The 21,036-nt window shown below is 63.2% G+C and carries 2 protein-coding genes; both read right to left on the bottom strand.

Translation table 11 applies throughout. The features are described 5' to 3' along the window. Window positions 1–6: 6 nt before the first annotated feature. Window positions 7–1,446: a hypothetical protein gene (locus tag ACLMAL_RS05615; RefSeq protein ID WP_411998086.1), complete on the bottom strand. Its 1,440-nt coding sequence runs from the start codon at window positions 1,444–1,446 to the stop codon at window positions 7–9. After that, complete coding sequence (add, locus tag ACLMAL_RS05620) at window positions 1,443–20,999, bottom strand: adenosine deaminase (protein ID WP_411998087.1); 19,557 nt, start codon at window positions 20,997–20,999, stop codon at window positions 1,443–1,445. The genes ACLMAL_RS05615 and add overlap by 4 nt, the downstream gene beginning before the upstream one ends. Window positions 21,000–21,036 lie beyond the last annotated feature (37 nt).

Raw genomic sequence — 21,036 nt, forward strand, 5'->3', positions numbered from 1 at the left:
CGGTAACTACTCCTTCGAACCTGATCCGGCTACCGAACCATGGCGTTCGGAGAACCGCTGTGTGAAGTCGTCAATGTAAATCCCAGGAGCGATGGACGACGACGAGGGCTCGAGCACCCCATCGTCGCCGATGTAGAAGATCGCCCGGCCGATAGCGATCTCGTCCTCGGCCACCGGCACGTACACCATCCACCCGACGTCGAACCGGTCGGCAACCAACTGGGACAACGGATATCCCGAAGTGTCCAGCCCACGTCCGGTGATGTAGTCCCGTACCCGAGCGATCGCCTCCTCCGCCGGCATCGGCTCCGGTGTCGTCGATACCAGCCCAGCCGCCGAGTACTGATAGAGCGCACCATCGATATCGAAGCGCCCGTCATCGCCGAACACCTCGGCCAGCGTCGCACGGGTCACCGAGCCCGTCTCGGCGGCAGCCAACAGCGCCGCGATCGCCTCCGACGCATCGTTGTCGGAATCGTCGGCAACCAGCCTCGCGACGATCCCTATCGTCGTATCGCCGGTCCACACCCCTGGCAGGGCCGTAGCGCAATCACCAGCGCCGGGGGACTGTCCTCGATACCACCGCCCCGCCTCCCACCAGTAGCAGAACGACAGCAGCCCCGAAGCCGTGCGCGGATTCAGCACGGAGTCGACCACCCAATCTGGTGCCCCCGCATAGAGTTTCGGCATCGGCGCGCCACCGTTGTACACGGCATCCAACGTGGGCGCATTCCACACTCCACCTGACAACACGCCCCGCCCCGCAGGCAGCGCATACAACGTCGACCCACCCCGACCGGACCCCTCGAACACACCGGTCCACGGCAGCATCCGCGGCCCCCAATCCGACTTGGCCGCAACAAATGCCGCCGAGATCGTCGCCCACCGTGCCCACATCACCGGGAACGGCGGAAACTCGTTCTCCGCCAACACCGCCCACACTCGCTCGGCCCGGTCGGCCCGAGCCTGGGCCGCAGCCACCTGCGGAGAGCGCAATTGCCGATCCCCGTGGCCGATATAAGCCGCCAGCCATACCGGCACGTTATCGCGCGGATACGCTTCGAGGTCCGCGCGATACGCCTCCGGCGTGAACATCTGACTCGAAGGGAACGGTTCCTCGCCGTAGTCGTAGTCGATCTCCAACTCTCCGGAACTGGCCAACACCAATAGCATTCGCCACCACGGTCCCGTGCTGAACCTCGCGGCGTCCACCCGGAGTTCCCGGACCAGTGCAAGCACCGTCTCCGGTGGGCTCATCGGAACTACGCGCTCACCATCGGAATACACAAGCTGACCGATCTCGCCGACAACGGTTACCGCGAATACCGCGTCCACCCGACGCCAGCCCTCCGGCCCCTCTGCTGCCAATGTGCAGGCAAGAGGATGCTCGGTGGTTACCCTATTGTGCTGTGTGAGGAATCCCCGTTCGCCCGGTGTCGAAGTCACAGGATTCTCTTTGCGGGCCATTTCGATCCCCTCATCACGTGTGCACCCAGCTGTCGATCGTCCTTGCCTTTCAGCAGCGCGATTTCGAGCGGCGTGGGATAGTCGGCGACGGGTCCGCCGAACTTGTCCCAGATTTCGTCCAACAACTGTCGATCTCCAGGAGTCGCGTTCTTGTAAACGAGGCGAATTCGATGTCCTATATTTTCCTTGGCTTCGGCCAATTTGGCCGGGTCCGGGTTCCAAATTGATCCGTTGAGTGCCGAGACCAGGCCGCCGTCCTCGCCAGCGGCAAGGAAATATATCGCGTGGACACCTGAAACTCGATAATAGTCGTCCATTGGCCTGTTCAACGCCTTCGAAAATCCTTTACCGCGGGCCTGCTCCTCGAGGTCGAGTGCATCGTGGTACGCGATTATTCGACCCTGGTCGTCGAATTGGAACCGGCGTCTCATCCAGCCGACCTCCGCGCCGTGCTCGTCGCGGATAACGCCGTAGACGCCGATTGCGATCTCGCCTTTCTCGGATCGCAGTGAAATCTCCAAAGATTCCGCAATTTCCGCATTCTCATGTCGGGTAATATATCTTGTCTCGACGTCCATCCAGAACGGGCCGAATTGTCCAGTCATTCCTTGCAGCTGCCTCGCCAATATCAGGTTATTGGCATCCTTGGCACCGACATCGAGGAGTTGACCGATCGGAATTGCATCCGAAACCGCATCGGACCCATCGGTCAGTAGGCGCGGCCGTCTTTCCGGACCGGACCTGACCGGAGTGCTACCCCCCGCGGCCCGCGCCGCCGCGGCCCGCATCGCCCGCCGCAGCTCCTGCGGCCCAGGACGAGGTTGCGCCACGGAACCACTTGCAGCCGAGTTGTTTTCGCCGCCAGCCATGGCGACGTCCTGATCCGGTGGAGCAGATTTGCCGGAGACGGGTGGGACACCATTGTTCGACGAGCTGCGCGGCATTTGGTCGTCAGTGGCCGGATCGTTGTGCTCGATATTCGGGATCACATTGGCGCCTCGCAACGTTGGCCGTGGCCTATTCGGATGCGGTGCCTCGGAACTGTCTGTAGCCGAATAGGTTTCGCCGACAGTGACCGCACTCTCCGGTGCTGAGGGAGCAGGTTCACTTGGATGATTCACCAGCGGTGCGACTGTTCCCAATGGGTACTTCCTGCTATGGGGTGTGAGTGCTGATATGAGCGCCGCCAAATCCGGGTCACAGACTTCGCCGTCGAGCATCCATGACCGCACCTGCTGAGGAAAAGAGTGCAGGTCCCCGGGGCTGCCGCTGCGTGCATGATGCTCCGCGGCCAGCAGGACAGCGGTTTTGCTCGCTTCAGGAACATGAGGTTCCCAGTAACGTTTGTCGATCGGCTCCGGGAAGTACCTGCTGGGAAGGCGCGCTTCGGGTTGCGTTTGGTCCGGGCCGTCCGGGGTGATGGCCTTGGCAGAAGGCGCTGGTCCAGGAACGAGCGACTCGATCACATACAGCGCCTGGTTGCACAGGAACGTGAGGTTCTCCGCATCGGGCAGGAAGCCGGTGTGGCCGCCTTGCCAATGGCTGGCCGGCAGATGGAAGACATGTCCGGTCTTGCGGTGCGGATTCGGATCGTCGGGATCGATCGTCAAGAACGCGTAGTGCCCCCGAATATCGACCCCTTTCAAAAGCTGAGCGATGACTTCCTGTGTTCTGCCGCGCAGGCTGTTATCGATTACCGTCAGCGCACTCACGTCGAGACCCAATCGGCTGAGGTATGCCTTGAAGTTCTCCCACGACCCCGGTACCAGCTCCCGTATCGCCTCCCAGTTCGGATCGCCTTCCAGCTCGATGCGGAAAGACGACGGCAGCAGCAGCGTGGTGTCCTTCGTGGCCTCGTAGTCCCGGGCCACCATCTCCATTACTTGACGGGATAGCACGATCTCGACGCACCGCTCGGCGAAGAAATCGGGATCCCTGCCACGCACCCCTGCCGCCAGGATGTGACCATCGCGGCCGATGAAGACAAAGCGCCGGTTCGGATCTTTGTTCGCCTCGTCACGCAGCTGGCGCAGGATGCTGTCGGCGATCCACGTGTTGAACGGGGCGATGTGCCGCAACGCGATCTGGTAGGCCTTCTCGACTGTCTGTGCCCCACGTTCGTCGAGCCCGAAGCTCCGAGCGATATCGGCGGGGCTGGAAAATGCCTCGGCGACAGGCACCTTCGGGAAGTTTTGCAGGAACTCTTCGCGAGAGGGGATGGTGTTCGACGAGCTGTGTGGCAGTTGGTCGCCAGTGGCCGGCGATCCCTTCGGTTCATCAGACGACCCCGAAGCTGTGGACGGTCTCGGCTGACCGAACGCGCTCGCCTTGCCACCCTCAGGGTCTGGATTGCCTTTGGATGCCCCACTTTCCGGGCTGAAGGCGTTGAGCACGGCCACTTTGCGCACATCACCGCGCGACGGCTTCAGTCCGTTTCCTTCGACCCGGGCGTCGCCCAGGTTCGTGGGCACCACACTCGCGCCCGGCGGGGCTGGTATCAGTTCCCGCGACCCGGTGTGCTGTCGCGATGCGGAACTGTCTGTAGTCGAATCGGTTTCGTCGGCGGAGGTCGCACTACCCCGAGCCGACGGAGCGGATTCGGCTACTGTGGCCTGTATTTCGCGGTCGAAGCGCGCTTGCCATTCCGCGTCGGACTCGCCGGATGGATTCGGATACCGCGCACCCTCCGCCAGATCGGCGAGCCGCTGGTTCACGGCTTGCAGGTAGGCTTCGGTCAAGCCCGGCCACGCGTCCTCGTCGAGCTCCTCGGCGCTCACCTCGCTCATTCGCACCGTATGGGCAAGTTTGACGAGCAGGTCGAGTCTTTCGATGCCACGGGCAATCCTCGGGTTCTCGGTTCCCTGCTGTCTCAGGTCTGCGACCACCTCGCGCCACTGCTGCGGCGTCCTGGGTTCATACATCCGCGGCAGCCCGAGCGCCCGCGCCTGGGAGTTGAGAAGGTGTTCCAGAACCTGCAGCGTCGCGTCGGGGTCGGTGCTAGGTGGCCGCGGATCTTCCCTCGCGTTTTTCTCGATTTCGGTAAACCGGCGCAGTACCCTCTCGAACCACGTGGATCTGTCCCGAGGAGCCAGGTATTCCGATTCCGAGGCCATGATTCGTTCCCGGTCGGCTGCCAGCTCCGCCTTCGGAATATCGTGCGAATGCCACCGGATCTGACCTTTGGATATATGGTAGAAGTTATTAACGAAGCCGAGTTCCGGCAATTCCTCCATCTGACTCATACCGAGGTCGAAGAACCACATCAGGAACTCTTGCTGAAGGCGCCAGTTGCCACCCTCGATCCGGTCCATCGGGCCGACAAGGGTGTCACCGACGCCCGCACGCTTCGCTTGCCGCGTATGTAAATAGCGTTCCCACGGATCCCCTCGATAAGTCGGATCCACCCGCTTCGCGTCGACGCCGGGCACATACTCGATGAGAAACATGAGGTCGCCGCGGCGCAGAATTTCTGGAACCTGCACGCCGACATCCCTGAGGGTTCTCGTCCCCAACCACTCGGCATCGGCCTGATCCAGATCTCGGGCCCACTTCTCGATCACCCGGAAACCATTGTTGTATTCGATCAACCACACGGCCTCGGACGTCGTGGGGTCCGTCGTATAGTCCTTGCGGGGCGTGCGGTCTTTCCGACCAGATTTTTCCGCTGCGGCCAGCTTCTCGGCGAAGGACCGCTCATCGGTGAGGTCGTTCATCCACGCGATGTCCATTGTGTCGACGTAGTACCGCATGCCAGGCTCGGGCTCGTCATGGACACCGGTCACCGGCTCGACGGTCAGCTGACCGTCCTCGCCGACCAGGACCCGCCGATACTCGATCGAAATCCCGGCCCGCTCAGCGTGCTTTCGGTAGCCAGGCGCCAGTTTGTCCAGCAGCCGCTGCTGCCCGAGCAGCGGTGATTCGACGATAAGACGGTCGCCGACCCGCACGACCCCCTCGGCGACCCGGATCCCGCCGTACGTCGCCAGGCGTTCCCTGGCGGCCAGCACCGCCAATGCTGTGCGAACCTCGTTCACGTATCGGTGCCCGGCTTCGATATGCCGTCCGACCGGCTTGAAACGCTCGTTGAGCTTGGGCAGCGTCTCGGTGTCTGCCAACGCCCGCGCCGCCGTCTCATCGAAGACGAGCCGTCGCAGAATTCGGTCGACGAGAACTTTGTGGCGGTACTCCAGGGCCATGAGCGCCTTCGTGAGGTCCTTCTGCTGCAGCTCCGGAGCCTTCATGTAGAGCGCCTGAGCAGGGCGCAGTGCGTCGTCCACCTCCTCCTGGACTTTGCTTTCGGCCTTCTCGAGTGCCCGGCGCGCCGGCGCCGGCAGCTCAACCCGCACGGGCATCCGAGTTTCTGCATCTGCGCTGACTTGGTGATGGTCGTCGGCAGGTGGGTGATGGAAGGCCACGGCGCCCTCATGGAGACCCGCGAATCCAGGCCCACCCAAAGATTGCCCGGGGCGCTTCTTGTCAGGGAGATCGAGCGCTGCTCGGTGATCGAAGTCGTTGTCGTGCGCGGTGTACGGAGCATTATCGGGCGGTGTGGCCTGGGTCCAATGTTCTGGACTCGCCACGGTGGTGCCGAGCTCGTCGCTGCTCGCCAGGTACCCCTCACCAGTCAATTGCTGGTAGCCCTTGTGCAGGGAGACCGCCGACGCCATGCCCAGATGCTCCGCGAGTTCTTCGGGTGTAGGCAGTGACCGGCCTGTGGCCAACCGACCGGAGGTGATCGCCTCGCGCACCGCGGAAACGACGGTATCGCGCCAGCCTTTGCGTCTCGCCTGTTCCAGAAGCTCGTCTCTCGACGACCCCTCTGCCAGGATCTCCATGAATTCCGGTGGAGAAACCGGCCGTGCCAACTCGGGGTCGCCCGGGTCTGCGAACGCTTCCTCGCCGATCTCACGCAGTCGCTGCTTCACGGCAGCGTCACACAATGCGCCATCGACCCCGGCTCGGTAGGCGGCGGCCGGACTGATACCGAGTTGCTCGGCCAAGGCGTATTCCTTGCCGAGGTCGGTACCGAAGAGAGCTGGGTCGTCGGTACTGATACTGCAGCGGACGCCGGCGGCGAGCAGTTGCGGTAAGGGATGCTCCTCCACGTTGGCCACCACGTTGGTGCCCACATTCGAGGTCGGGGTTACGCGCAGAACGATGTTCCGAGCGACGAGCTCGGCCATCAGGGCGGGATCGCCTGCGGCGGCGATGCCATGTTGCAGCCCGTCCGGATTCCAACGCAGGACCTCCCGAATGGCGTCGATGCCTCCGGCTTCCCCAGCGTGCGGCACGATCCCCAGCCCGGCTGCGCGGGCTATGGCTACCGCCGGATCGAACTGCGAGACGTCGCCGCGCGCCAGTTCATTACCACTGAGGTCCAAGCCGACGATGCCTCGGTCTTTGTATAGTACGGCCCACCGGGCGCATTCTTCAGCCCCTTCGGGCGGTTCTCCCCAGATCAGGCTGGGCATTGCCCGCATGATGACACCATATTGTTCTGCCGCGACAGTAATGCCGTCAGCGACACCGTTGAACATGGCTTCGTAGGGGATACCGTCCCATTTATTGCGATTGATGGGAGAGAAGGTGAATTCGACATACACCACACCGTGGGACTTCGCCTCTTTGGCGTAATCGATCACGGCTTGGCGGAAGTCTTCTTCCGTCCGCATGACACCGGTAGTGGTGCGCCACATCTGGAGAAAGTGGCCGAAGTCGCGGTACTTATACATCTCAGACAATGCATCGGCATTGTCCGCAGGCAGCTCCACACCATTACGGATGGCCATCTCCAGTAATGTTTCCGGTCGGATCGTGCCCTCGAGATGCACGTGTAGCTCGATCTTCGGATACGGGTTCGAAGGTCCGCTGCGAGGCGGAGGTGCTGCGTCGGAACTGCCGGAGTCTCCCGGGCCACCGTCTGGATGCCTCTTCTCAGCCGACGGAGCAGGTTCATTCCGGACGTTGGGTGTCGATCGGTCGTCGCGATTGCCTCCGGACGTCCCGCTGTCCTGGCCTTCAGCTCGTGCGTCGAGGGAGGGGGAGGTGTTCGGACCATTTGTGCGCGCGGCGTTACTCGGCTCGTGACCGATCCCCAGGTGAGCCGGCTTCGGCGGGCGCCCAGCAAGTCCCAACTCCTCCTCCGGACCTGCGGCCCACGGGCTCGCAGGCGCGGCAGGCTTTTTGCGTTGCTCGAGCGCTGCGCGGTTGGGAGTCGGTTCCGTGGGAGTCCGCTTGCGGCGGTTCCACGGCGACTTCTGCTTGGAGGTGGCCTGCGGTGCACCGCCGAGGTCTGCGGTTGACCCGTTGGACGTCTCGCCTCGATCCTGACCTTTGCCGGTGGGTCCGGAGCTCTGGGCCGCTTTCTGACCGGGCATTCGTCGCTGTGCCCAAGGGGAGCGGCCAGCCTGCGGGGCATGATGACCGAGAGCCTCGGGGTTGTGAGGTCCTGCGGAGCTGATGGGCGTGGCCAGTTCCGCTGCCGCTCGATGCAGCGCAAGCCAGTAGCCGTCCTGGTCGGGGGACATCGCCTCGGCGAGTAATCCAGAGCCGACCATCTGCAGGCCTTCTTCGACCTCGTCCAGCGTGTGATGATAGGAGAGCATGAACGCTATTACCGCCCCGCGGAAAGCGCGCCTCAGGTACTCCGGCATCCCCAGCGCATCGAATACCCACATGAATCGAGCAGCGGTGCCGGAAATCCCTGCCGCCAAACCGATTCCGAGTTCGACGGCCATCCTTTGGAACCAGGCGCTTTTCGGTTTGAAGTCGACAAGCGCCACACCGGGTCGCCAAGGCAGCGGTACCGCGAATCTGTTGGGGTCGAGTGCAAGCGCCGCCTCGGCGTCGACCGTCTCTCCGGTGTCTCGGTAGACAAGAACACCTTCCACGACCGCAAAACCGTCAGCGTCGCGGACACGCTCGTTGCGCCCGCCTGCGCGATACCGGTAGAGCGGCAGTACATGGCTGACGGTGGGGTCCTCGGCCTTCAGCAGGGCTTCCAGTGCGTTCTCGTCGACCCGGCCTCGAGGGTCGCGCGGCAGTGCGTGATTCGGATCGAGCTTGTCTATGCGCAGTACTCTCAGCGGGCCTTCGACGGCCTCCAATTCCCGCACGGACAACGGCATTCCCATCAGCGCCCAGTCCTGCACCGTGAAATGCCTGCGCAGGCTCACCTGGTCGGACCTGTTGCGGGTCGCCTCACTCCTGCGCACGTACTCGTCGCGCACGCGCCGTGCCACCTCGGTGTCATGCGCTGCATACTCGATCGCACGAAGGTCGTTCCACGTGATCGGTGCTCCGGGATGCGCTCTCTCGAACGCCCGTTGTACCGTCTCGAGCGCGTCGACACCGAGTCCGATTGCGGCTGCGCTCGTTTGCCAGCCGGGCTGGTTCATGAGCATGGCCAGACCCTCGAACATGGTGGTGCCGGCGGAGGTCTTCTTTAGTTCCGCGTTCCTGACTACCCCATTGAGCAACGCCGACATCAGCTCGCGCATGTTGCCGGTGCGCAGTAGTTCCTCCAGCGGGACCGAACGATGCACCATCCCGCCCCAGAGCTTGTTCTCTTCCGCGTCAAGAGAGTTGCGGATCTGCTCCGGAGTCGCCTCGTGCAACGCGAGCTGAACTTCGATCATTCGTTTCAGTACCGCAACGGCTGCCTGCTTGGATTCAGGCCTGTTGTAGAGCGCCGCTGCCAGCAGGGCCTCTTCCATGCGCTGCTCGCGCCAACCCAGGTCCGACTTGAACAACGAGGGCACATTCGCGGCGACTAATGCGGGCACATTCGCGGCGACCAGGGCGGGCACGTTCGCAGCTGATGCATAGCGCGTGTTACCCATTATCGGCTCGTCGATCGCCTCCTCGTCGGGACTGCTCGGCGGCGTTACGTCGGATTTCGCTGCTGAAATGATCGCCAGATCGTCACTGCCGGTGGGTCTGTCCAGGGAACCCTCGGCGCGCGCGGCCGCCGGATCGGTCCGGGCGGTCTGTTGCCCTGGTGTCTGGTCCGACGCAGGCGGTTCGGGGCTGGCCGATTCCGGTTGGTTGTCGCTGGTAGGTGGATGGTGGAAGCCCACGACGTTCTCGGGGAGCCCCGCGAATCCGGTCCCACCCTTCAATCGTGTGGGCTGGTTCTTGTCATGGAGATCGAGTGCGGCTGGTTGGTGGAAGTTGTCGTGCAGCGTGTACGGGGCATTGTCGGGTGGTGTGGGCTCGGTCCAGTGTTCGGGGCTCGCGACGATGGTGACATTGTCCGTGTTGGCCAGGTAGCCCTCGTCGCTCAGTTGTTGGTAGCCCTTGCGCATGGAGATCGCTGATGCCATTCCCAAATACGCGGCGAGTTGTTCAGGGGTAGGCAGTCGCTGATCTGTGGCCATCCCGCCGGAGGTGATCGCTTCGCGTAGTGCTGCGACGACTGTGCGGTCCCAGCCCGTTCGTCTGGCTTGCTCGCGAAGTTCGTCTCGCGAGGATCCTCCTGTGAGTGTCTCCATCAGCTCCTGTGCGGATTCGTGGCGGTCGGGGTCAGGGGGGGCGGGGCGGTCCTCGAGTTGGCCTTTCATCATTTTGGGATGCCTGTTGAATATGCGGGGCAGGAGTAGCCAGCTGGGTGCGGTCGGTCTGCCGTCCTTGAACTCGAAGGGAGCGAGGAAGAGTGTGATTTCTTCGCCATAATTGGGTCGGCGCCATTTGTTTTTACCATCCTTATCGCCATCCAAGTTGCGTACTCGGGGGGTTTCGATGTCGGGGTCTTCGTCGATCGACTCAGGGGTATTGGCGAGGGAGTCGAATACGATGATTTGATCTTCTTCTTCGCCGGGCAGGCGTCCGGCATTGACGATATAGAAGGGGTGTGAGCTGTCGCGGCCGCTGGCGATCACAGCGACCGAATCGATGCCATTTATTTTCTTGCGGACCATTTCGATTGCGCGGGCGAGGGCATCGTTCGCGTTGCCTGCTTGTCGCCGGAATTTGTTGCCGATTTCGGCTTCGGTGGGTTTCCAGTTGTTGTCGGCGTTCCATTTGGGGTGGGTCGGGTCTGGTTCAGGTGAGTTGCTGTCGCCGAATGCTCGGACAATGCGGGCAAGGTCGAGGGCGCCGTTTCGCATGGTGGGGTAATTGATCGACCCATCGTATGCTGGTACGTGTTTGTAATTGTAGGTTTTGAATCCTACTCGCGCCGCTGCGTACGCTGATATACCGAACATTGAGGCGGTTACCAAGCCTACTGATTGAGAGCTGAGGTTTTCCATCAGCGGGGTGGTGGCCATGCCGCCGAGTATTCCGCCCAGAGCGCCGGTTATGTTAAGGGCCGCCGTCGCACCAGGGCGGGCCGGCTTGGGAACCAAGAAATTGCGGAGGGCATTATACCTCTGGTTGTTGAGCATATTGACTGCACCGGCGATAGCCGCGGACAGCCAAAGCCACCGTTGTTCTGGTGCTAGCGCCATCACCGACATCGAAGCCGTCAACGATGCCAACGAGAGCGGGTAGGTCCATTTTATGTTGGTGGCTTCGGACAACTTCGGCCATATCTTTGTAGCCAACGATGTTATAACGATTCCGGTGCTGACCCCCGCTAGGATTATTCCTTTCATCCATTCCGGAACTCCGGCATCCGTGAGTATTTTCACCAAGTGAACGCCGCCTATTGTGGTCGCGGCGACTGCCGGCATACCTATGAGGAGGTGGGCCTTCGTGAACTGGTCTTTCCACAGAAATTCGGCCCCGTCGAAGAAATCTGCTCTCTCTTCTTCTTTCGGCTTCACCGAGGGTATTTTGCCCAGAATCCATCTATTGAACGCATAGGACAAGAAGTTCAACAAGAATGGGGCCCAAGAGGAGATGATTCCGATCATAGGGCCCAAGGCTTTGCCGAGCGAGCTGGCAAGAGCACGTTCAATCAGCGAATAATTTGAAACATCAGTTTCTTCTTCTTTTGTTCTGGCCGCATATGTGGCCAAGGCGCTGTTGACTGTTCCGACGATAGTGTCGTTGGCCGATGTGAGGACCATCGCAGCCGCGAGGGCCCACACAGCTCCAGGCCAATCGAACAGGACCCAGGCGCCACTGGCGAGCATAGTCGCGGCCCCGGCTGTCGACAGCCATTTCAGCACCTCACGGGTGTCTCCCTGTGCCATCGGTCCAGCCATGAGATTAGCTGCCAGCGTGATCGCTTGAGTTGCAGCTGCCAGGGGACCGAGCATAGCCGTCGAATTATTATCCAATTCCACAACCAGCAGACCGGCGCCGATCATCCATCCGTTGCCGAAGACCGAGGACACAATAGAGCCGGCGTACTGCTTGGCAATGTCCGGGTTCCTTGGAGTCCTGCTGCGGATCCATTGCCAGAATCGTTTTGCGGGTTCGTCGGGTAGTGCGGCTTCGCCGGGTTCTTGGGGCCCGCCCAGGATCTTGCGCAGTCGTTGTTCTGGGCTGGGGCCTTCGGTCTCTGTCTGGGGTATGGGTTCGAGTTGGCCTTCCGCGTTCCTGGTGTACTCGACGATGAAGGCGTCTTCGATTTGGGCGAAGTTGATTTGGGTGGGGGCTAGCTTTACCCAGACGTCGCGGTGGCGGAGGCGGGGGATGTATCGGGGTTCGTTTTCCGGGTCGGTTGAGGGTTTCGGTTCGGTTGAGGTTTCGGATGGTTGTGGGATTTCGGTGTCGAAGACGTAGGTTTCGCCTTCCACGGTGGTGGCGGTGATGTTGTGAAGGTGGGTGCCGTAGTCGACCACGAGGACAACGGTGTCGACTATCGGTTTTCCGACGGTGTCGTTGTCGTTGTTCGGTTTTCCTACGGTGTCGATGATCTCGAAAACTGCTTCGGCGACGGAGGTGGCGTCTGATGTCGGGATTCTGTTGAAGTCGCTGCCGTGGAGGCTTTCTGTGAGCTCCTTCCAAGTGTTGGCGTTTTCGGCGGGGATGGTGGCATTGTCGTAGCCGACTGCCCAGGTGGCGCGGACAGATTGGACGAGGCAGGCGACAACGTAATCGGGGATGCCAGTGGTAGCAGTGGGCTGTGTGGCAGGGGCGTTCTCGCGGGAACCAGGCAGTGCAGTCGCGGTCGCGCTGGGCGCGGGCAACGCCACCGAGTCGGGATCGAGGAGCCCGCGGCGTACTGCTGCGATCACCGCCTGAGTTCGGTCGTGGACGCCGAGCCGCGCGAATGTGCGATCCTGATGGTCTTTGACTGTGCTCGGCTTGACTGCCAGTCTCGAAGCGATCTCGGTGTACGTCAGCCCCTCTGCCACCAAACGGAGAATCTGAACCGCACGAGCGGACACCTCGACACGACCGTGCAGCGCTTGCTGCCACTCAGGGTCGATACGCAGGATGCCCTGGCGCAGCCCCGCGATCACTGCCTGAGCCGGTCCCTCGACGCCGAGCGTGTCGTATGTGCGATCCAGCAGTGCCGCAACGGTTTCCGGTTTATAGCCGAGCCTCGTGCCGATCGCGCCGATCGGCAGGCCCGCAAGAGTCAGCTCGAGTACCTTGACCTCGGGAGCCGACAGCATAGGGCGCCCGGAATCATCGGGCGTGACCTTCGGCTGCCCGGTCGAGTTCGGCGCCGTTTCGCCGACACCGACACTGGCGGTCGAATTCCGGTTGTCGCCGCGCGGACCGACGAGTTTTTCATTCGGTTCCAGCACGACGGCGCCTGCGACGGGTGCAGCCTCCGGCGGTCGGCTGGTCTGCGATACGGCAGGCGTCGAAGACGGCTCGTGCGCGGGTGTCTCAGTGGGGCCCTCGGCAGGTGCTGTGCCCGGCTTGGTTCCGGCGGCCGGCTGCGACGGCTTCTTCGGACGGCCACGTTTCCACGGAGTCTGGGTGGGCCCAGGGGTGCGGGCATGCTCGCGCTGCGACTCGAGTTCGGCCCGCGTCGGAGCGGTCTGATCACCGGAACCGTTCGCTGGTTGGTATCCACTCCCGTCGCCGGGCGGCATGTTGTGCGGAAATGCTTGCCCCAGTTGGCCTTGCGGCATCCCGGGCATCGGCTGTGCTACCGGATGGACCAGTTCCGGCTCGCCTCGCCCGGCATCCAGTATCCCCTCGACCGAGAACGGTGCGGCGGGGACCGTGCTGTTCGGGACGCTCGGTCTAGGTGCCCGCGGGTCGGCGGATGTGTTGCCAGAACTCGGGGGGCCAGGAACTCCCCCTATCGGCATACCTGGCTCGGGTGCCTGTGGCTGCGCAGTGCCATCGGGCTCGGCAGGCGCGCCCCAATCTTGTGATACGGGTGGTGGCGCGCTCGGTTTAACGGCGGTGATTTCGTACCAGTCGTCTGGGTGCTCTTCGGTGAAGAGACTATTTTTTGCTATCCGGAATTCGATCTGCTCGAAACCGACCTCCTCGAGTCGGTTGATGGTGTGGAGGCGGTCGTCAGCAGTTGTCATCGACAGAATGCCAGTGGTGATCAGCAGCTCGCCCCCCGCCTTCAGGACGCGGTGGACGTCGGCCATTGCGCCAGGCGACCCGGTAACGAAGGCCAGTGGGAACCGTTCGAGGTAGACCTTGTCGAATGCGCCCGCCGGAATGGCATGCATATCGCGGACATCAGTGATCAGGTCAGGGCGCGCCGCCTGATCGATGTTGGCGAATACCTCGCCTGGTTCTGCTGGCCGGAACCTGTGACCGCCGCCGACAACTAGTCGTGCTTCGATGCCGGACTCGCGAATATCGGCCAGAAGCGCAGAGAGGTCGGAGGTCGGTTCGGTCCGTAACTGATTCGGGGTGGAGTTCGGATCCACCACGGAGTGATCGGATCCCTGCGGCTGATGCCCGAGACGCAAGTCGTCCATCACAATCCACTGGCGCGTTTCTTGTGGGCGTTCGAGTCGGAGATCCTCCTGCCCATGCGCGCGTTCCGGCGGCAGCCCTGCCTGTTCACGGACCATGCGAACGAGCTGCTCTTGCCGAGCGTCGGCTGCGATGCGCCGCAACATCTGCGACCGATATGCCTGACCGTGGAAGTAGTGGACGAGCCGCTGGACTTCCTCGCCGGTGAGGTTCAGCTGTTGGCCGGCCAGCATTGCTGAGTGCGCGGCCGACAGTTCCTCCAGTGCGCCGACCATGTGGCGCAGCTTCTGATAGTGCGCCAGGTCTTCGGGCGTCGCGGTATCCGGATCCACCACTGCAGCATCGTGTTCCGCGGCAACATCCACTTGTGTCGACCGCAGCAGGTCTACATCGATTTCCGCGAGCAGGGCCATGAGCCTGGCGCTAGGAGGCTCGCTCGCGTTCGCCCGCGCCGCGTCCAACGCTGCCCGGACCTGATCGACCCGCGCATCGGCCTGTCGGAAGCGTTTCACCGCCTCGGATATCCGCTCCTGACTGCGCGCGTTGGAGACTTGCCCAGCAGGGCGCTCGCCGGAAGCCGTCGATCCCTGCTCGGCCCCGCCGCTCGTTGGGGCCCTGTAGTCCAGGCCGCCAGGACGCCGGCGAGTTGGCCGCAAGTCGAGTACCTCGGCCAGCTCGGGGTCGCGATTGTAGGACTCCACACCGGGTGGTCCGTCGGCTCGCGGCCCACCTCCAGGTTGCTTGGGTGGCTGGCTATCGCCTACTGGATCGGTCTCGGCTTGATCGCCACTGGTGGTACCGAGTTTGCGGGATATTCGTCGAAGATGGGTCTTGACGGTCGTCTTCGATATTCCCAGCGTCGCCGCGATTTCTCCGTATGTCTTTCCTGCGGCCGCTAAATCACGCACCTCGATCTCACGGTTGGACAACCCACCGTGGCCACCGCTGTGCTGGATCTGCGCCGCGGCCGTTTTATCAGCGGGTGCGTCACCAGCAGTCGCGGAAGTCTGATCAGCGCCCGGCTCCTGGGATGGGGACTGTTGGTGGAGTTGTCCGGGCTCGACCTGTGCGGACTGTTCGGCAGCAGTGATCAGTGCATCAAAAGCCCGGTGCAGCGCTGTAATGTCCCGGACGCCTTGTTTGGGAAAGTCGGTCTCGTCCACCAGAGGATAGCCGCCGAGCAGGATGCCTTTTGCGACCTCATACGCCGTGTGGTGTTCTGGGAAGGTGAATGTCAGCGCCGCGAGGGCCCATGCGTGCAACAGCTCGCCCAGTAGCCCAAGCCAGATACCGTGCGTTATCAATCGAGTTTCGGTGCCCGAAATTCCAGCACCCGCTGCGATATTGAGTGCTTGAATAACATCGACGAACCACTTGCCTTCCGGATGGAAGTCGAATTTTCCCAGCCCGTTGACCCAGGCGATCGGTACAACGTATCGGTCGGGATCGCTGTTCATCGCCGTCTCGGGATCGACAACACCCTCGTCCCGGTGGACCTCGATGTTCCTGACGAGGGCGTTTCCCTTCCTGTCGCGTATGTGGTGGTGTGCGTCGTAGTGGTAGGTCACCTGTACAGCGACGACAGTGCTGTCCTCGGCTCGCAGCATTGCCTTCAGTGCGGCCTCGTCCACCAGACCACGGCTTTTTCGGGGCAGGGGAAAATCAGGATTATCCAGCGAATCTCTGCGCAAAAGACGTAGCTCGCCGTGAACCGACTCGAGTTCATTCAGCGACAGCGGTTTGAATAGCAGATAGTCCTGTAGGTTGAGGAGTCTGGTTTCGTTCGAGCGTTCCTTGCGCGCCATTATGCTGAGACGGTATTCGTCCAACAGCGGACCGGCTTCAGCGATGTATTCGATAGCTCGGAGATGCGCCGGGTCGATCTCCGGTTCGGTCGGCAGTCTCGCCTTTACTGCGCTGAGTGCGGCGACATCGAGCCCGAGTGCGGCAGCCTTCACCTTCCATTTGGGCTCCTTCAGCAGTTTCGCCAAACCTTGGTCCAGCGTCGTGTGTATGGAAGGGTCTGTTTCCGAGCTCCGGAACATTGCGTTGATTCCGGCCGACATCAGCTCACGCAGATTTCCGGTACGCACCAGACTTTCCAACGATACCGAACGGGGGACCATCCCGCCCGCCGCGTGATCGTGGAGTGCATAGAAGGCGTCTTGGATCTCCTCGGGAGTCGCGTCTGGATGCAATTTTGGTAGCAAATCTAATAGTCTGTAAATCATTGCGACAGCAGCATCTCTGGCAATTTTCAGGTTGTAGGCCCGTTTTGCCAGTTTGAGCTCATCCACCATGCGCTGCGGCCGCCAGCCCTTGCCCGCTTCTGGCAGCGGCTGGTGACGGTTGGGTTCGGCATTCGCAGTGCGGTTGCGTTTGGCAGCGAGGAATTCTGCCAGTGTGGCCGGGCTGGGAACGGGCGGTTGGGATCGCCCTGCAGATCCCGGTTCCCGGGCGGTTTCGGGCGGTACAGGTTTACCGCGTTTCTTGGCCTTTGCAGGCTTTGCTTCGGCAGGCGTCAACGCTGGCGTCGGAGGCGTTGCCGAATCCGGCGGTGCGACCGGCGGGGCCGATTGCTTCTTACGTTTACGCTTGGGATCGGCGCCCATGGTCGGCCTTGCCCATGGGGACAGACCACCCTTCTTTACCTCCTTGCCTGGTGCCGTGCGTTGCAGAGGCGGTGGCCCTTCGATACGAGGGACCCCACTGATGTCGGGGATTTCGCCGCGGCTGTCGGGGTTGGGACCGGGAGGCGTCGACACCGGGGGGACCGGCGCGCCTGGGGTTCTCGGGTCCGGGGGAGTGGCGTAGCGGCTGGATCGGGGGGCCCACGGGGGTGTTTCCGGCGTCGCAGGCAACCGGGGGGACAACACGGCGTTTTCGCTGTGGGCCGGCGGTGCGACCTCCAGCGGAGTTTTCGTTCCGGTCCATGGCGAGACCGGGCTGTTCGGTTCATCCGGCTCGTCGGGGACATTGAACGGTGAGATCATGGGGGCCGGTTTGGGGGGCAGGTTCGCCGGGGATTGCGCAGGCAGGTGCGGAATCAGCGGCGTGATGTCCTCGGGCCGTTCGTCTTCCGGCGGGTCGGGAACACCTGGCAGCGGTATGTAGTCCGGCTTCGGGAAGGTGTACTCCTGAGGCAATACCTCCGCAAAGTTCGGCACGGGTCGGACATAGGTATTCGGAACGCTGCCCGGGTGGGGACCCGGGACTTCGGGGATATCCCGCACGGGGAACTCTTCGGGCTCCTCCTCGTCGAGGTCCGGCCGCGCGTTCGTTGCGCCGAGCAGGCTCGGTGAACCACTCAGAGCTTCGGCGCCGAGCGGGCGCGGACTTGTCGTCGCGGGACCGAGCCCCGATACCTGCGTCGGAGAAACCGACCGTGCGCCGAGGTGGTTGGTATCAGCGACCTGGTGTGTATTTGCCTTTGGCACAAGACCATTCGTGCCCGGGGTGTGCGCTTGCGGTGAGATCGCGTGATCGGTAACCGTTCCCGGTGCGGCCTGTGCCATGGGGTCGTCGGTGTCGGGGACAGGGCCCGGCGGTACCAACGGTGTGCGGGTCGGAGCAGTTGTCGGGGCGCCTGCTCGGGCAGCGGGGTTGGCTGGGTCGGAGACCTGGTGCTGCGTTGCCGCATGCGCTGCGGGACCGCCAGTTTCGGAGATCAGTCGTGGCGTCTCCGGTGGCGTGACCTCCGGAACTGCCCTCGGCAGGGATACTTGGCCGGCACTGTGATCGAAGTTTGCTTTCGGCGGGGCGTGATCCGAACCTGTGATCGTTGGGTTTCTGTGTGCTGCGAAATTGCTCGCTTCAGCGGCAGTACGTGTCGGTGTCTGGTCAGCGGCCTTTGGAGTGATCGACTGTGCTGTCAGGTTGTTCGCGTCCGCGGTCGGGCGCGGCGGTATCGATGACGGGGTGCCCGAGCTGCTTCTCGGTGTGGCTGCTTGCGCGCCTGGGTTGCTCGCGTCGATGACAGGGCCGGGCGATGCTGACGGCGCGGCATCGGGAGCTGCTGCTGTCGGTCGACTGGGCGGTGGCGCAAGGTCGTTGCCTTCAGCCCGGGAATGCGACGTCGGCGCGGGCGCGTCGCCGGGAACTATGTCCGGCGAGTTTGCCCGCGCGCCTGGGCCGTTCGCCTCGGGTGCGGGACTCGGCGTCACCGGTGGTGCGGTGATCCCCTCATCGAACAGCTTCGCCAAGTCACGGGCAAACGCGTCCTCGAATGCGGCCTGGGCCTCCGGATCGAGGGGAGTGTGTTCGTTGCCTACCTGTGCGTCGACCGGCCGCTCGAGAATAGGTGGGTGTTCGTTGCGTACCGGCGCGTCGACCGGCCGGTCGAGAACGGCAGCCCCACCGTCCGTTTGGTACCCCTTCATCGGGTCCGCTGGGCCATGCCCTCGCGGTGCCTCCCCGGGCTTGAGTGGGATCATCGGGGTGCCGTCGGCTTTGAAGCCGATACCGTGCGTGCTCTTGACGTGCGGGGTCAGATCCCGAACCCATTGCCCAACAGCATCTTTCACGGTTGTTGTGGTCTTCTCGCCGACCTGTCGCCCCTGTGTGTCAACCCTCCAGTGTTCGACCGTGTCGCCGGACATCTTGCGGACCATGTTGCCGACCTGCTCGTGCACCTCGATATGTCCCTGCGCGTTCTTGATGACCGCGAACGCGTGCGCTCCGGCATCCTTGAACTGCACACCACCGAAAATCGACCCGTCGGTGCGTTGAGCGTGCTCGATCAATGCCTGCGGCGAGCGGTAGGTCAGCCAATTCCCGCGACTTGCTCTCGCGACGCGGTCGCCGTATACACCCTCGGATCCGGCCGTCCGATTGCCGATCTCCGACAGATCGAAGGCGTCTTTCCCGGTCTGTTCCTTGATGTGCTCATTGATGCGCGAGGACGCCTCTGGAACACAGTTCCGCTGGCCTGGGGCTACTTCCTGCGCGGGCACGAACTCGCCGCCGCCATCGCCTGCGGGCGGGGAGTCCCCGTGCGCGTGGCCAGCTGCGGTCCCGGGAGCATCCTGCCCGGTCTGGGAGACCGAATTATCGTGCGTGCTGGTTGATTCGGCTGTCGTGCCCTGCTCGGTGGCAGGAGAGGCGACCTCGTCGGCAGTCGATACGCCACCGGCTTCGTCTGGGCTGCCTGCAATCTTGCCTTCGTTCTCGACTCGAGCCCCGGGCTCCTGCGGCGTCGCTTCCGCGACTGGGCGTTGATTCGCTGGGGCATCCGCGACGGCACCGGGACCCGGTGTGTCCTGGCTAGTGCGTACGGCGCCTTCTGGTGCGATGACCTGCCCGGTCGGCCTACCCAACCCGCCTTCGGCCGGTGCGAATACGGTGGCGGTCGCCGGCCGCGCTCCCGGCGAATGCTGGCCACCGCCCGACGGTGGCGAAGGGTGAGGGCTGACTATTTGTGGCGGACGGACGTTGCCGTGGCCGAGCGCGGGAGGCGGGGTGCCCGGACCTGGTGGCCTGCCTGCGGCGTTGGGGGGCAGCTTCACTTCGCCGACATTCAATTTGTCGAGCTTGGCTCGGGCTTCGGCATCGGCCCTTTGCTGGAGCTTGGCGTTGTCTATCGGCTCGAACCGACGTGCCCCGCCGGACGGCTCGGCGCGATTCTTCATGAACTCGTTGGCGGCGCGGGCCTGCGGTGGCTCCATGCTCGCGATCTTTTCGGGAGTCATGTCGCGGGCGACGGCTGCTTCGGCATCTTTACCCGCGGCCATCATCTCCGGGGTCAGCCCGTCGGGCCGAGCTACCTGTCCCTCATCGGCCCCGGTGACGGGTTCACGCACGCCTCGCTGGTTGAGCCCGAGCTCCGTCCCAGCCCGGTTACCGCCAGCGCCCGCACCCGCAGCGGGGTTGTAACCTGCGGTCCGCACGGCACGGAAACCCGCACCGGCTCCACCGATCAAACCGCCGCCGATTCCCATCAGCACCGCATCGGCCAGGTTTCCGCCGGTATATAGTCCCGCCGCCAAACCACCTGCGGCACCACCGGTAACCCCCGCCGCCACCACGGCCGCGACCCGCCAAGTGTTCTGTGCGGCCTTGGACGCGGCGTCGGCCCCCAAGCGAGTCACCGCCGGTGCGACGATACTGCCGACTCCGCCGCCGACTGCCCCGCCGATCGCACCGGCCTCGGCCGCCAACCTGACTGCTTTCCAGTCCACCGCCTCGCGATCACCGTGCGTGACCTGAATCCATTCCGCGACGGCACGGACACCACCCATGCTCACGCCACCGACAATCGCGCCACGAGTCGCACCCCGGAGCACCATCGCCAGCACCGGACGTTCCGTCGCGAACTTCGTCATCAGCTGCCGCATTCCGAACAGCAGCTCGCCCCATGCAGTCTTTAACCCCGCATCGGCGGTAGCTCGATGAGCAGTCGCCGCCGGGACACCAGCAATGCCGAACGCAAGGTCAACAGCCAACTGCGCCAGCAACACGTACATGATGCCTTTGACCATGTACCCCTCGAGCTCGAGGGCGGTGGCGCCCTCGTACAACTGCTTCGCCATGCTGTTGCAGTACGCAATCATTTGCTGCGTATCTTCTTTGAGGCCTTTGTACTGGCTGCGTATCGCGTCGGCGGTAGCACCGTTGGTCGCCGCTTCCAGCGCGCGCGCCTCGGAGGCTTCGAGTCCACGCAGGACCTCGACGAGCCTGTTGGCCGCGTCCGACCAGGCGTCCGCGGCTCGCCGCATCCCTGCGATGATCGCGTTCGGCATGTGCCCGAACACCATGTCCTGCAAACCCGGGGGGATC

The organism is Nocardia sp. CWNU-33 (assembly GCF_046764895.1).
GTDB lineage: Bacteria > Actinomycetota > Actinomycetes > Mycobacteriales > Mycobacteriaceae > Nocardia.

What these genes read in the sequence shown, in the direction of transcription:
- add (WP_411998087.1), bottom strand. Translation starts at nt 20,999, where the DNA reads ATGCCGAACGCGATCATCGCAGGGATGCGGCGAGCCGCGGACGCCTGG.